Source organism: Acetobacterium sp. (genome assembly GCF_041752335.1).
Lineage (GTDB): Bacteria > Bacillota > Clostridia > Eubacteriales > Eubacteriaceae > Acetobacterium.
The window spans coordinates 30,432-44,919 of the sequence record NZ_JBGSHG010000009.1; the positions used below are offsets into that span (position 1 = coordinate 30,432).

The window sequence follows — 14,488 nt, forward strand, 5'->3', positions numbered from 1 at the left end:
TTGATTATTTTCGAATTGGGAAAATGTTTGATATTGAAAGGGGTGATTAAATATTAAAAAAATAGTAATAATGCTGATAAGTGTTAGCTTGGTTCTGATAATTACAGGATGTTCAGCGACGGGGAATAACTCTGAATCGGTTACCGATCAGGAGCTCACGTTAACGATGGAATCAGGAGACGAAACTGGTGTTTACACAGGGGATCTGGTGGATGGTTTACCTCATGGTACGGGAAAGTTTACCGTATCGAACGGGGATGAAATAGCCTGGACCTATGAAGGGGCCTGGGAAAAGGGGCATTTTGAAGGAACTGGAAAAACGGTTTGGGATGATGGGTTTATTCAGGAAGGCAACTATCAAAACGATCTTTTGAATGGTGAAGGGAAAGAGTCTTTCGAAAAAAAGCTCTTGTACGAGGGTAACTACACCGATAATCGTTATGATGGTGCCGGAAAGCTTTATAATTATCATGGCGAAGTGATCTATGAGGGTGATTTTGACATGGGTTATTATCAGGAAACCACAGAACAACGAAAAACCAGACTGGACGCTTTTAAAGGCCAGACCGTCGAATCAACCTATGCTGAACTACGTGAAAATGCCAATAATGAAACTGGAAAGAAAGTAAAAATTACAGGTCGGGTTTATCAGGTTTATGAAAACTATGAAAATCAGCAATACTTTTGTGATTTTCTCTTGTACTACAATGATAATCCCAATCAGATCGTTCAGGTTTATTATCGGTTGAATTCTGGCGAGAAGGCCCTGGTTGAAAATCAGACCGTTACGGTCTGGGGAACCGTTGAATATCTCTATACCTATAGCACGGACACCGGACAGGAAAATACTGTGCCGAATGTGGAAGCCTGGAGTGTGGAGTAGAATTTAATAGCTTTACACGATAAAACTCCCAGTCACGTGACTGGGAGTTTTATCGTGTAAAGCAAAGAAAGTTAATCCAGGGTGAAGACATCCTTTCCGGCAAATTCAAAGGGGATCCGATACTCACCGCCGCCAAGGTATTCGGCAGCAGTATAGTCCCACCAGGATTTACCCTCATGACGAAGCCGCATTTGATTATCGCCGGGGGTTCCAAAATCAAATTCAATCAGGGTGTCACCGGCATTGTAACCGTCAACGGTAAAATCCAGAACCTTGATAATACCGCCATTTTCAGTGGTTGACACAACGACATAGTCACCACTGGCGACGCTGAGTGGGGTGGGGATGTATTCCCGGTAAGTGGTTTGGGAAATAGTCAGCACATTTTCGGTACCGGGCCGATACCAGACACCATAGAAGCGATTGATAAACTCCTCCTCACTAAGAACGGATTGGGTTGTGATTTGAGGACTAGTCAGGATATACTGGCCTTCGATTACCGGACTGGAAAAACCTTTGGCACTCACTGCCATGGCTTTAACCGTGGTTTCGCCAATGGGCAGGGGAATGGCACTGGTATATTTGGCCGAGGCCTGATTGGGAACACTGCCATCGATGGTGTAATAGACCGCGTCACCGGCGTTACCCTTGATGATTTCCAGATTTTGGGTGCCCTCATAGGTGCCCGGGGCCAGGTTGAAGCTGGGCTTTTTAACCAGATAACTGTCCTTGTTCGTTAGATAACTTTGATCCCCGGTTTCTTTGGCGGCCCGTTCCAGTAGGGCGAGAATCTCAGCCTCAGATTTTCCGGAGGTCGCATAGGAACTGAGCAGTTCGTCATAGAGCTTTTTCAATTCCTCCTGATCGGTAGTTATTTCAATTTTTTCTTCACTGGTCAAATTGGGTGTGGCAAATTGATTGTAAAGGAAAAAAGTGAGACCGGCTAGAATCAGTAGACTCCCGACAATTGCCAGGATGATGATCAGTATTTTTTTGCCTTTTTTCGGCGGCTGATTGGCAGGGGGTACGGTGGCGGACGTCTGGCTGGAATCTATTTCTGCATCAACTTCTGTCCGTTCCAGTTCAGCCCAATTTAATTCGTCGTTCGCCGGTGAGTCTTCACGGTTATCCGACTGGTATTCGTGATCCTTCATTTTAAACCCTCCTTGTCCGGGTTGGAATCAAAACGCAAAATAATTATGGTTGCGACAATTTCAAACGAATGGCCAGTAATCGACAATTGGAAAAATCCACAGGGTCTATATTAAATCTATACCCATAAATCTCTTTTATATGGCTGATGAGAAAGTTTTTTTATAAAAAACAACAATCTGTCAGATGGATTTTGAAATTTGGTTGATTTATAATGGTGCATAAGCGGCAACGAAGCATGTATGTTTTGCTTTGCCGATGATCAGAAAAAGATAGGATGGTGTGCATGTATAAAATACTAATTATCGAAGACGATCAGATTATTGCCAGGGCACTGAAAAATCATTTGGACAAATGGGAACTGGAAACCCAAATAGTTGCGGATTTCCATCATATTCTGGATCAGTTTGTGGCCTATGATCCCCAGCTGGTGCTTTTGGATATCTCGCTGCCTTTTTTTAACGGCTACCATTGGTGCAGTGAAATCCGTAGGATTTCCAAGGTGCCGATAATTTTTATCTCATCCACCAGCGACAACATGAATATCGTCATGGCCATGAACATGGGTGGGGATGATTTTATTGCCAAACCCTTCGTTTTAACGGTGGTGGTGGCAAAAATTCAGGCTCAGCTGGGATCCGGAAGCGGTCATTCAGAGACTATGTTTCAAAATGTAGTCGTTCAAAATCTTTAATAAATAATATATAGCATAATACTCTGCACGGAATCACTTTTGCCTAATATTGTAAGTATTTTATATTCAACAAATGAATAGTCATCAACTTCAGTAACATTATGGCGAATATCTCCCGCTTTTTCTACATTTTTATTTTCAATAAATAACCTGTTACTTATTATTTAACCGTGGTCACTGCAAAAAGTGATGTTGATGTCAGTCTTTTTAATCTTTGTTTTATTTAGAATCTGTTTGTCATTTTTGACAAAATTTTAAATGATATTTTCACGAGGAAGTAAAGCTTTATACATTAGCGTTCATATAAACCCATATAGCAGGGCGAATTGGATACGGTTCAGTGGTAGAACTGTATTCAAAGTAGTCGATGTATTCGTCATAATTATATACAGTTGCTGCATAACTTCCATACTTACCGGGTGTACGTAATCGCCATCCATTAGACCCAGATGAGGGTGTCCAATCTTTTGTATAAAGAGAGTATTTTTCAACTTCAACGACACTCAAAACGAACACTTTATCTTGTGTATTATTCCCTCCATTTGTAGCATATTTTGGATTATTGGCATTTGTCAAATTAGACATTGCAATCAATGACTGTTGCTCAGTTGAAAATGCGCTGTTTAAAAATATATCATTTAACCATAAACGAAGAGAACAAGTCTCCCATGTGGTATCTGATGAGGTGTTATTATATGGTTGCCGATCAAGACTACTATTTGAAAGCAATAAGACTTTATCACCTTCCTTTGTTACCACTCGCCATTCAATAAGCTCATTCAAATTGTATTTTATTTTATCTTGGTTATAACTGCCGAATGTTACCACATCACCTACACTTGCCTGATTGATTAGTAATAGCTGATATTTCGCCTGTTTTTCTTCGCTATCTTTGTAATCTCCAAGCTCATTTAACTGGTCAATAGCTGCTTTATACTGTTGGTCTTCAATCAATGACATGGCATTATTATATGTAACTGCTGGTTTGATAATTGTTTGGAAAATAAAGTAACTTATAATGCATAAAACAATACACAAACCTATAATTAGTGTCGTCTTCCTATTTTTGCTTTTGTACTTGTCTTTTTTGATTGGGGCTTGTTCGTCGCTACATACCCTCTTTGCACCACACTCGGGACAGAAACTTCCGTTATTTGTAAAGATAAAGCCACAAGTAGGGCAATTTCTTTGCTGTTTTTCGCTTGGCTTTCCGTAAGCATAGTTCATGGCAAAATCCTCCTTTTGCAATATTTTTAAAATAGTTATTACTTAGTAACCCGATAGGGTGTATTTCCTTGCGTTATAGGTCTCGCAGTAGCTGGTGTAGAATAAAAAGCACTAATCGATACGAGGGAAGTTTTAAAAAGTGGGTGTTAAAATTCTTGTTTTAGTTTGTTCTAAATCTTTTCATAGGCCTATTACTTCATAAGCTCTTCGGTTATGTCATCGTCTATTTCACTCTTCTTAGTTGCAACGTTATAGTTTGTTATCCTCTCCATGGATAGAGAACGAACTTCTAATAAAAAATCTTTGACATCATCTTCACGCAGTAGTAACCACAAAGAGGTAACAGCCCCAATCCCATAAGCTATAACGTAGATAATGTTTTGATTTCGTAAGGTTCTCAATTGTCGATTCAATTCTCCAGCGTCACCCGAGTAACTAAACGCATAACCGTAATCAGTATACTCATTAGGATCAAGCAGACTGCCAGCTTCATAGTAATTATCATAATATGTAATGCCACCGGCATCTTTGTTGCCAAAGAAAGTGACCATAACTAAAGATATTACAAAAATCAATATTAACGCTTTTGATTTGGTACTGAGTTTTAAAAAAGCACTTAACATAGTTCGCCTCATTTCCTTTCCAAAGTGATCGAATTGGGGGCATAAGAGGATTCTGATCTAAGAGTCATAACAATTTCATCATTGTTAACAACATTTATACTATATTCAACGGTTCCCCCGGTTAAGTGCGACCCGTATAAGGTGTAATCGCCATTGCTATCAGTTTTTTCAGATAATTCATAACTGCCGTTTGGGCCGCCGTTAAAACCAAACAATGAGGCGCTGGATGAGCCATTCTGAAAAGTGATAATCATTCCATTTGGTGATATCCACATACCATCAATACTGAATGATTGTGTACACCCGGAAAATGAAAGAACCACGGCCAATACCATAAGGACAATAAATAATTGCTTAAATTTTTTCAAGTTACTTTCTCCTTCATTTTTTATTTTTACCCTTTTGATATTAAAGGGGATATATATAAAATAACCATAGCTATGATCAAAAAATCGGGTTTTTAAAGATAAATATTAATTAAGGGGCCATACCTGTCCATTAAATGATTTAAAACTATTTGATTTAAATCCAGTAGGAAGTTGATATTGATTGTTACCGAGGTCTTTAGCAGAAGTAAATTGCAACCAGTTGTAGGTTTCTCCCGTGTTTACATTGGTGAACCTGCAATTCATAATACCATCCCCTGGTGTTCCAAAATCAAATTCAATTTTTTGTGGCCCTGGATATGTGCCTTCAACACAATAATTTTGTATAAAAATAGTACCGCCGTTTTCTGAAGTGTCAACAATTTGATAATCTCCGCCAGCACTCCACGTTTTTATTAAAAAAATACAACTAGAATTCGAAAATTTTAGAATCTCCTCAGGTTCATACGTATACCAGTATCCGTACAGCTGGTTGATGAATGTTTCATTTGAGAGTTTATTCTGTTTAATGGCATACTTGCTTTCCTGTACAGGTGTTTTGACGCCAACTTCATTGACTTCGATCACTTTAATCGTGATATCGCCCGGCTGCAGGGCAATGGGAGCCGTGTATTCGGTTGAAGTGATCCCCGGTTCGCTGCCATCGAGAGTATAATAAAGCTTATCGGAAGGATTGCCTTTGATGAGTTCAAGATTTTGAGTTCCCTGGTATTCACCGGAAGCCAAACCGAAACTAGGTTTTTTAACCGAGTAACTGGCCTTTTTATCCAGATAACTGGAATCACCAGTGGCTTCGGCTGCTCGTTCAAGAATGGTGATGATTTCAGCCTCGGATTTCCCGGCTTTGACATAGGCCCCAATCAGTTCATCGTAGAGTTTTTTCAGTTGATTTTTGTCTTTAGTCTCGGCAATTTTCTTTTCCAGCAGATCCAGCATGGTGGCATAGTCGTTGAGGGCGCCATAGAGTCTGGATGCATGAACAATCACCCGGGTGTCACTGAGCTGGTTGCTGATGACCCCGTCAAGAAGGGTTTTACCCTGGTCTTTGCGGTTGGTATTCAGATAGACATCGGCAAGCAGAACGCTGCCGTTGTCAGTTTCTGAAATGGCTTTGGCTGCTTCCAGCTGGGTTTCCGCTTCGGTGTAGTTTTTCAGCCCGATATTGGCTTCGCCTTTGCCTTCATAGGCTTTGACCTGTTTGTCATCAATGGTAATGACATCATTAAAGGCGAGGATCGCTTCCTCATATTTGCCTTCGTCCAGATATTTTTCGCCAAGGTCAAGGGACTTGTTGATTTCAGAGGCTTTCATCTGAGTTGGGATGAAGAATGCAAGGGCCGCTAGAAGCAGAATCCCGGCAGCAATGCCGACAATGAGAAAACGTTTTCTTCGATGCTTGTCCTGAACGGGCAGAGATTCGTCGGTTAGTTGTTCGGTCGGTTCATCCCCGTCATCGGAAAAAGCTGAAGGGGACTCCGTCTGAGTGCTAAAATTGGAAAGGACATCCTGTTCAGGAAGGGTATTCACTGATTCGTCAGGAGTGTCGTCAATTTCCAAAGAGGGTGTTGCTCCTTTTAAAATATCAATAAGCGTTTCTGTTTCATCGTTGATTTTGTCAGAGGAAACATCCAAAGAAAAATCCGGAACGATGAATTCGGAAGTGTTGCTCTTCGTCGAAGATTCCGCTTGGTTGATCAGCAGCTCGGTTTTCTCGTCGGAAGGCTCCGAAAGTCGATGGGATTCATGATCGGACAGGTTTTCGTCTTTTGAGTTATCGTCAAGTAGGATTTCTTCGACAGTTTTGCAATCTTGATCTGATTTTTTTTGTTTCATCACTTCTCCTCATTTACTGAGAATCTCATAAATTACATGAAATTCTATTAAATTGATTTAAATAGTACGTTCGTAAAAAACACATCGATTATTATATTGCTTTTAAATAAAATTATAATTTGATTAATATCAAGAAATGTTCTCGATGATTAACATTTGTCAATGAATTGATAGAAATCTAATTTCATATAAAATTAATAAAATAACATTTTGTTTAATTATATACTCTTTCAAAATTAAATCAAGATGTGACAGCGTTTGTGACAACAAAAAATTAAATTTATTGCAATATACTTTGAAAAATAAGAAAAAAATATTCTAATTCAGAAATTGTGATTTGACTAATTTAGAAATTGTTCTATAATAAAATTATCTAATAAATGTCAAAAGAACAAAAAAAATTGTTTTTATAGCAATACTGGATGAGAGTTGTGAAGTGTCATACGTTGAAAATAGCGCCTTAGCGGATTCAATCAGCGTTTGATTACTTTTAATTTTTATCAAAGTCATTTCAAGTTTAACTTTAATGTCACAGGCATTGTCACATCTTGTTATAAGCAAGTCACTTTGTTAAAATGAAAAAGGATAGGTAGTATGATCGGATGGGTAAACATGTTGTGAAAGTTTTAAAAGGGTTTAATCAACAAGAAAAGGGGAAAGATGAAAATGGCAGAATTTCTTCCGTTGGGTTCTGTTGTTCTTTTAAAAGGGACAACAAAGCGGCTGATGATTTATGGTAGGAAAGAAACACATGTTGAATCACAAAAAGTATTTGACTATATTGGGTGTCTTTTTCCAGAGGGGTACATTGATGATGATTTTGTTTTCTTTTTTAACAGAAATCAAATTGGAGAAGTTATCTATTCTGGTTTGACAGATGCGGAAGAAGAAGATTTTGTCAAAACACAACTGAATTTTGATAATGCTTCTGTGTTTAAGTGAGGTGAATATGAAAAATTCAATAATTTACGCTGTCCAAGCCAAGAAATTGATGAATTTATCAAAGAAGTTGAGGAGCGAAGCAGAGAAGCTGAACAAGCTTCTATCGGAATTGGGTTCATCATATTCAGGAAAGGATGCAGAAGTATATCGAAATGTGATCAGTAACATTCAAACGGAAATGAAATCCATAGCAACCGAAATGGACAGTCTGAGAAGTCGGTTGCTTTAAACTGAAGAGGTTAAAAATGAGCATAAAAGTAAATTTTGACAAATTAGAGGAAATGACTTTGAGCGCGCAATCGATCGCTCGAAATGTTGGGGGGATTTCGTCAGAAATCAGAGCCCTTCAATACAGCCTTCAGGGTGTTGACGCTTTACGTTCGATTAATCAGCTCAGTATCAGAGTCAATGATGTGAATCATAGATTATTAAAGTTATCAGAATCTCTTTCAAAGACGTGTTCGATTTATACTGCAGCAGAGCAAAGGATTAATCAGTCTTTTCAAAATAAGGGTGCAAAGAACCTTAATACTGAGGGAAAAACTACAGATGAAGCCATTTTTTTTGAAAATTTAAAGGTTGGGTTTAAAGGTATTAAAGACGGGCTTGGCGAATTTGGCGGGGTTGGAAAGGCAACAGTTTTTTTTACTGGGGCAATTGCGCAATGGGCAATGACAGGTAAATTCTCATTTACGGATACCGGGGCATCATCACTGGCGGAATATGTAAAAGACGGGAATAAAGTGCTTGAAGGCCTCTATGATTGGACACATAGTGGAATAGATACAGTCGTTAATGGTACGACAAAGTTAACCAAGAATGGTTTTAAAGAATTGGTTGGATTAGGTGATGTTTTTTCAGGTCATGCCTCAGAAGCCTCCACCTATAGCAAACGTTTTTTAAAAAATCTGAAATACCAATGGAAAGAAGGTTTGGATGATCTTAAAATTGGTGGAAAAGCTGCATTTAAAGTGGCAGGGGCAGCGCTGACCGTTGCGGTACATGCGTTTGATAATCAAGAAGAAATGAAAACAGAGGGTATCTCCCAACAACGGGCTGTTGCTGAAACAATAACAGAATCCACTATCGATATTGTAAAAGATGTTGCGATCGGTACAGCTGTAGCGGTTGGAGTTGGCGCGATTATCGTAGGGGGGGCGCCAGTAGTTGTTCCTACAGTTGCGGTCGGGGTTGTTACGGTTGGAGTCGGGGTCGGCCTGGATTGGGTCACGAATAACGTGATGCATACAAATAAAGGATTTACGGAAACTGTTTCAGATGGCTTTTTGAATTTTGTCGGTTTGTAACGAAGGCAGTAAATCCTCAGTTCGGATCGTAAGTTGTCGGTATAGATAGGTATCTTAGAGGGAGAATAAATGTAGTTTTGCAAATTCTCCAGTAGTAGATGAAAGGAAGATAAGGATGTTAAAAAATACCAGTGAGTATCTGCCCGTAGGAACCGTTGTGGTTCTAAAAAATGGCACAAAAAAATTAATGATTTTTGGTGTCATACAGTCAAATCCGGAAAAGCCTGAAGTGGAATACGATTATATTGGGGTTCCGTATCCGGAGGGAAATCTAGGTAATGAGTTTCAATACCTTTTTTATCATAAAGATATCAGAGAAGTATTTTTCAAGGGCTTTGAAGACATTGAGCGCCAGAATTTTATTAAATGCCTGACCGAATTCTATGAAAACAAGGAAAGCTTAAATAATTAGTGCCAAAAGACATAAAGATAACAAAAACCGAAGACAGATGCTTCGGTTTTTGAATTTTTTGGAAATTCTGATTAGGTGCATTAGTTCATGGTGGTAATATTTCCCGGGATATTAAGGGATGCGGGCAGACGATATTGGTTGTTGCCAAGATACTCTGCGGCAATGTAATCAGAACGGATGCCCGCATCATTCGTCACGTTAATTCTATTGTCACCTGGGGTTCCGAAATCAAATATAATTTTAGCAGAACGGTGGGTGCCTTCCGCCTCAAAATCTGCAATGAAGATTGCACCACCATTTTCTGTGGTATTTTCAATTTGAAAGTCTCCGTCAGAAGGATCGGATCCCCATCTTCCAATACGTATATGCTTATTGGAAAAATAAATTAGGCGACCACTTAAATTTTCCTGATACCAGACACCATATAGCTTATTGATAAATTCTTCGTTTGAGAGCTTATTCTGTTTTATCGAATATTTATTTTCCTGAACTGGACTTTTTACACCGGTCTCATTGACTTCAATGATTTTCACGGTGATTTCGCCCGGCTGCAGGGCAATAGGAGCCGTGTATTCCGTTGAAGTGATCCCCGGTTCACTGCCGTCAAGGGTGTAGTAGATTTTATCGACAGGAGCGCCCTTTGCGATTTCAAGATTCTGAGCCCCCTGATATTCTCCGGAAGCCAGATTGAAGGCCGGTTTTTTGACACTGTAACTGGCCTTTTTATCCAGATAACTGGAATCACCGGTGGCTTCGGCTGCTCGTTCAAGAATGGTGATGATTTCAGCCTCGGATTTCCCGGCTTTGACATAGGCCCCAATCAGTTCATCAAAGAGTTTTTTCAGTTGATTCTTGTCTTTAGTATCGGCAATTTTCTTTTCCAGCAGATCCAGCATGGTGGCATAGTCGTTGAGGGCGCCATAGAGTCTGGATGCATGGACAATCACCCGGGTGTCACTGAGCTGGTTGCTGATGACCCCATCAAGAAGGGTTTTACCCTGGTCTTGGCGGTTGGTATTCAGATAGACATCGGCAAGCAGAACGCTGCCGTTGTCAGTTTCTGAAATGGCTCGGGCTGCTTCCAGCTGGGTTTCGGCTTCGGTGTAGTTCTTCAGCCCGATATTGGCTTCGCCTTTACCTTCATAGGCTTTGACCTGTTTGTCATCAATGGTGATGACATCATTAAAGGCGAGGATCGCTTCCTCATAATTGCCTTCGTCCAGATATTTTTCGCCAAGGTCAAGGGATTTGTTGATTTCAGACGCTTTCATCTGAGTCGGAATGAGGAAGGCAAGGACAGCCAGAATCAGAACTCCAGCAGCAACGCCGGCGATGAGAAAACGTTTTCGTCGATGCTTGTCCTGAACGGGCAAAGATTCGTCGGTTAGTTGTTCGGTCGGTTCGATATCAAGTTGGGAGGATGATTTATCAAATTGACTTGCCGCATTGGGATTGGGCTGAGTAGTGTTGATATCAATAGGATGTAGATTTTTATATTTACGCATGATTTCCTCCGATCAAAAATGAAATTTCAAAAATGCATTTAAAGTTATATTTATGAGATTTAACTAATTTTATTTGGAAGTTTATTTTAAGTTGGAACTATCCGCAAAAGAGCATATTAATTTAAATTATATATCACAATTCAGTAGATATCAAGTAATAGTATCAATAAAATATGAATTACGATAAAAAAAATATAATAAAAAAACATGATATTGATTTTTATTCAAATTGATTTATAATATAAACAGTAGTTAAAATACAATTTGCTGAAACAGAGCAAATTATTTATGGAGTGAAATTCATTGGAAAGAAAAGCGTTAATAAATATAGAACAGAGGATCTATGAAGTATTTAGTCGACGTTACATTGTTATTGGTCTACTTGGTTGTGGCGGAATGGGGGCTGTTTTCTATGCGAAAAGCAATGATAATTTATCCATCGAGCGTGCGATCAAGGTTTTAGATAAACAGGGTTATAACGTAAACCTGGATATTTTTGCAGAAGCGTATGCATTAAAGAATTTAAACCATCCCTGCATACCAAAAGTCATTGAAGTTCTGGAAAAAGATGATTTTGTTTATATTGTACAGGAATATGTTCAAGGCGACTCTCTGAAAACGATTGTAAAGAATAATGGTAAAATTGATGAAAAAATTTTACTGGCTTGGATGGGACAAGTTGCCGAAACCGTCAAATATCTTCATGAACAGGGAATAATTCATCGTGATATCAAACCGGATAACATCATGGTCAATCCAGAAGGACAAATCAAGCTGATTGATTTCGGGTTGGCAAGGAGTAGGTCGGAAGTAGACGAAGTCGATGAAAAAGTGATTGGAACACTTTCATACACGGCTCCAGAGCGATTTTCAAAAGCAAGTGCAACAGTGCAGACCGATATTTATGGTTTTGGAACGACAATGTATATGGTTGCCACTGGTTTAAAACCGGAGAGTACACGAAAACATCCAAGAAGCGGTTTTGGGATAATGAAGAATAATTTAAAAAAAAATTGCTCACCTGGGGTCGTTGCAATCCTATCAAAATCGATAGCGATTGATCCGAACCAACGATATTTTCACTTCGATCAGATTTTATATGATATCGCAAAAGTTGAGCCGTTCAATCAGTTCCTACAGAAACAAAGATCCAGAGAAACCATAAAAATGTCATTGCTGACGTTGGGGTTTGTGTGCTTTATGGCCATGATTCCTTTAGGATTTTATAATTTGAAACTGGAAAAAGAGCAGCAATATAACACCATCATTAGTTCAGGGACAGAATTGCTGGATCAGGGGAAAGTAAAAGAATCTATCGATGAATTCCAGAAAGGTGTAGATCTTATGCCGGAAGGTTTGACAGCTCAGCAGGGAATCATGGAAGTATACACACGTCAAGGTGATTTTGATGAAGTAATTAACTATGGGATTGAATTATATCAAAAAGACGAGGAAGCCAAAAAAAATGCTGAAATTGCCTATCTTATTGGTAATGCTTATTTTGAATCAAACAAATTCGAGCAGGCGCTTCCATACCTGCAGGATGGAGTGGCGTTGAGTCCAGCGGTTGAGCATAATCTTGTTCTGGGAATGGATTATTGTGGCTTAAAACAGTTTGATCAGGCGGAGGAAGTTGTATCAGTGTTTCAGCAAGAAGTTGAAAATTCTGATGCAGCGGATTATCTTCTGGCACAGATTGCAGAACGACAGGGAGATAATATAAAAGCTCGAGCGAGTTATGAAAAAGTAATCAGTGAGACAAAAAAAACGGATTTGAAACGTAAAGCATGTTTATCTTTGGCGAGATTATATAAAGGCGAAAAAAATTATGCAGCGATAGTGACACTGTTGGAAACCTATCAAACTGAAACGGCTGGAAAAATGGATGTTGGTATTAATGAATATTTGGGGGAAGCTTATTATGGCATCGCAAAAAATGGTCAAGCTGAGTGCTACGAAAAAGCAAAAAAGGCGTTTCAGAGCTTGTTAGATGTTGGCTACACAAGACCATATCTATTCAGAAATATTGCTATTATTGAACAGGAAACTGGTAATTTTGATGCAGCTTTCGCAGTATTAAATAAAATGGAGACAGAATATCCGGATGACTATACGGTGCCGCTTCAGGAAGCCTGGCTGTTCATTGAAATGGAAAACCAGAAGCCGAATGAAAGCAGAAATTACAGCGATGCCAAATCTGCCTATGAAGAAACCATGGAAAAAGCTGGCAATTCCAGCAGCGATCAGGAAGTACAAATGTTGACAGCCAAAATAAATGAAATTAAGACAAAAGGATGGTAAGTGGATGAGTTTAGGGCTGATTTTTATCTTAGTGGGTGCGGCAGGTGCTTTGGTGATGGTGGTTTTATACATTATTTTTGTTCGACAGATTGGACGTAAAAGATTTGAAAATTTCAATGCCAGTTTATCTTATCGCCAGTATCAGGTAACTAAGGAACAAATTTCCATGAATCACATTGTATTTACTGAACGTAAAAAGTGGCACGAGGGAAAAGGCGTGCCGGGTGGTGTCCGTAGCGTCAATAGCATTTCTCTAGCGGAACCTTCAAGCAATTATGAGCTAAGAACCGGATTTTCAGGAGATCAGGAAGCGACAGAAAAGCTTTAAGAATAAATTTATAAAGTCTAAACTAAAATAAAATCTGTCACAAAATTTGTCACAGATTGTGCCGGGATCGGATTTTTTCTATAATCAAGAAAAGAACATCATTAATTAACAAGTGAAATAATATTTTGATGGGTTTCCTTATCGACATTATGCAACAGGAGGCGTTGGATGCATGACTATAAATGATGCTATAAAAGATGAAATGCTTGAGTACGCGAAGAAAAAATATGGCGAAATCTTTCAAGCGGATACTTTAATCAAATCCAACTGGGCTTACGCTTACGATGCCCTTTATGTTTATCCTGATGGAAAACCCGACGATAAATTCGAAATCCATCAGTATATCGATGAGACCAATATGGGTAGCTATGCTGATGGCTATTTTGGGAAATTGATCAAAAATGATTATGAAAGCGTCGTAGCTGATCTTGTTAAAGAGTCTGTCGGTGAAGCTGAAGTTTTCATTAGTTTTGACCAAGTGATTTTTGCCCAGCGCTTAAATGGTGATATTAAAGTCAGTGAGATTTATAGATTTGAAGAAAATTTTTCGTCTCAAATTGATATCTTTGTGACGTCTGACCAGCTTGGTGGCACTCAATTTATAGAAGCTCAACTCAAAGATTTGGGAGTCAAAATGGCGGATAAAAAACTTGTTTCACATCTTGATCTGTATGTGATTTCTGATGAAGAATATAGATTTTTAGATGAAGAAACCTTTAAGAATGGGCTGAAAAACCTCGAATTTTTCGATCGCCGGACAATACAGGTTGATTATTCGTTGAACATTGTTATCAGAAAAGTGGGTGATTTCTAATGGGTAGATTTTCAGCAGATGATCAACTATTACTGAGTAGCCTTATTTATTTTGATGGGGTGGTTGATCATGGCGGCAGTA

General features: G+C 39.0%; 13 protein-coding genes and 1 pseudogene. 8 read left to right on the forward strand and 6 right to left on the reverse strand.

Translation table 11 applies throughout. The features are described from left to right. Positions 1-166 precede the first annotated feature (166 nt). The gene (locus tag ACEW8F_RS01665) at positions 167-883 is read left to right on the forward strand and encodes a hypothetical protein (protein ID WP_373481737.1); all 717 of its coding nucleotides are present in this window, start codon (positions 167-169) and stop codon (positions 881-883) included. 71 nt (positions 884-954) lie between these two features. Here ACEW8F_RS01665 and ACEW8F_RS01670 read toward each other — a convergent pair whose 3' ends face one another. Further along, positions 955-2,037 (reverse strand): chitobiase/beta-hexosaminidase C-terminal domain-containing protein, encoded by a 1,083-nt coding sequence (locus tag ACEW8F_RS01670; protein WP_373481738.1) that lies wholly within the window; start codon positions 2,035-2,037, stop codon positions 955-957. A 284-nt stretch (positions 2,038-2,321) separates the two neighbouring features. Here ACEW8F_RS01670 and ACEW8F_RS01675 point away from each other — a divergent pair. After that, positions 2,322-2,669 (forward strand): annotated as a pseudogene (locus ACEW8F_RS01675) (response regulator); the annotation flags it as partial. Between the two features lie 345 nt (positions 2,670-3,014). Here ACEW8F_RS01675 and ACEW8F_RS01680 read toward each other — a convergent pair. The 4 genes from ACEW8F_RS01680 to ACEW8F_RS01695 all read right to left on the reverse strand — a co-directional run bounded on the left by ACEW8F_RS01680 (position 3,015) and on the right by ACEW8F_RS01695 (position 6,798). Next, positions 3,015-3,956: a DUF6273 domain-containing protein gene (locus tag ACEW8F_RS01680; protein WP_373481739.1), complete on the reverse strand. Its 942-nt coding sequence runs from the start codon at positions 3,954-3,956 to the stop codon at positions 3,015-3,017. A gap of 191 nt (positions 3,957-4,147) precedes the next feature. Continuing rightward, positions 4,148-4,579, reverse strand: coding sequence for a hypothetical protein (locus tag ACEW8F_RS01685; protein WP_373481740.1), 432 nt, complete (start codon positions 4,577-4,579; stop codon positions 4,148-4,150). 8 nt (positions 4,580-4,587) lie between these two features. Beyond that, positions 4,588-4,947: a hypothetical protein gene (locus ACEW8F_RS01690; RefSeq protein WP_373481741.1), complete on the reverse strand. Its 360-nt coding sequence runs from the start codon at positions 4,945-4,947 to the stop codon at positions 4,588-4,590. A gap of 105 nt (positions 4,948-5,052) precedes the next feature. Then, complete coding sequence (locus ACEW8F_RS01695; protein ID WP_373481742.1) at positions 5,053-6,798, reverse strand: chitobiase/beta-hexosaminidase C-terminal domain-containing protein; 1,746 nt, start codon at positions 6,796-6,798, stop codon at positions 5,053-5,055. Between the two features lie 660 nt (positions 6,799-7,458). Here ACEW8F_RS01695 and ACEW8F_RS01700 point away from each other — a divergent pair. From ACEW8F_RS01700 to ACEW8F_RS01710, 3 genes are all read left to right on the forward strand, one after another. Next, positions 7,459-7,740: a DUF4176 domain-containing protein gene (locus tag ACEW8F_RS01700; protein ID WP_373481743.1), complete on the forward strand. Its 282-nt coding sequence runs from the start codon at positions 7,459-7,461 to the stop codon at positions 7,738-7,740. Between the two features lie 245 nt (positions 7,741-7,985). After that, positions 7,986-9,047 (forward strand): hypothetical protein, encoded by a 1,062-nt coding sequence (locus ACEW8F_RS01705; RefSeq protein ID WP_373481744.1) that lies wholly within the window; start codon positions 7,986-7,988, stop codon positions 9,045-9,047. A gap of 115 nt (positions 9,048-9,162) precedes the next feature. Next, on the forward strand, positions 9,163-9,459 hold the full coding sequence (locus ACEW8F_RS01710) for a DUF4176 domain-containing protein (RefSeq protein WP_373481745.1): 297 nt from the start codon (positions 9,163-9,165) through the stop codon (positions 9,457-9,459). An 80-nt stretch (positions 9,460-9,539) separates the two neighbouring features. On the opposite strand, the gene ACEW8F_RS01715 is transcribed toward ACEW8F_RS01710, so the two are convergent. Then, positions 9,540-10,964 carry a chitobiase/beta-hexosaminidase C-terminal domain-containing protein gene (locus tag ACEW8F_RS01715; protein ID WP_373481746.1) on the reverse strand — a complete coding sequence of 475 codons (1,425 nt, stop codon included), beginning with the start codon at positions 10,962-10,964 and terminating at the stop codon, positions 9,540-9,542. Between the two features lie 303 nt (positions 10,965-11,267). Here ACEW8F_RS01715 and ACEW8F_RS01720 point away from each other — a divergent pair, with 303 nt between their 5' ends. The 3 genes from ACEW8F_RS01720 to ACEW8F_RS01730 all read left to right on the forward strand — a co-directional run bounded on the left by ACEW8F_RS01720 (position 11,268) and on the right by ACEW8F_RS01730 (position 14,407). Continuing rightward, positions 11,268-13,265 carry a protein kinase gene (locus tag ACEW8F_RS01720; protein WP_373481747.1) on the forward strand — a complete coding sequence of 666 codons (1,998 nt, stop codon included), beginning with the start codon at positions 11,268-11,270 and terminating at the stop codon, positions 13,263-13,265. A gap of 4 nt (positions 13,266-13,269) precedes the next feature. Beyond that, positions 13,270-13,593 carry a hypothetical protein gene (locus ACEW8F_RS01725; protein ID WP_373481748.1) on the forward strand — a complete coding sequence of 108 codons (324 nt, stop codon included), beginning with the start codon at positions 13,270-13,272 and terminating at the stop codon, positions 13,591-13,593. A 172-nt stretch (positions 13,594-13,765) separates the two neighbouring features. Next, positions 13,766-14,407, forward strand: a complete 642-nt coding sequence (locus ACEW8F_RS01730) for a hypothetical protein (RefSeq protein WP_373481749.1) — start codon at positions 13,766-13,768, stop codon at positions 14,405-14,407. Positions 14,408-14,488: the final 81 nt, after the last annotated feature.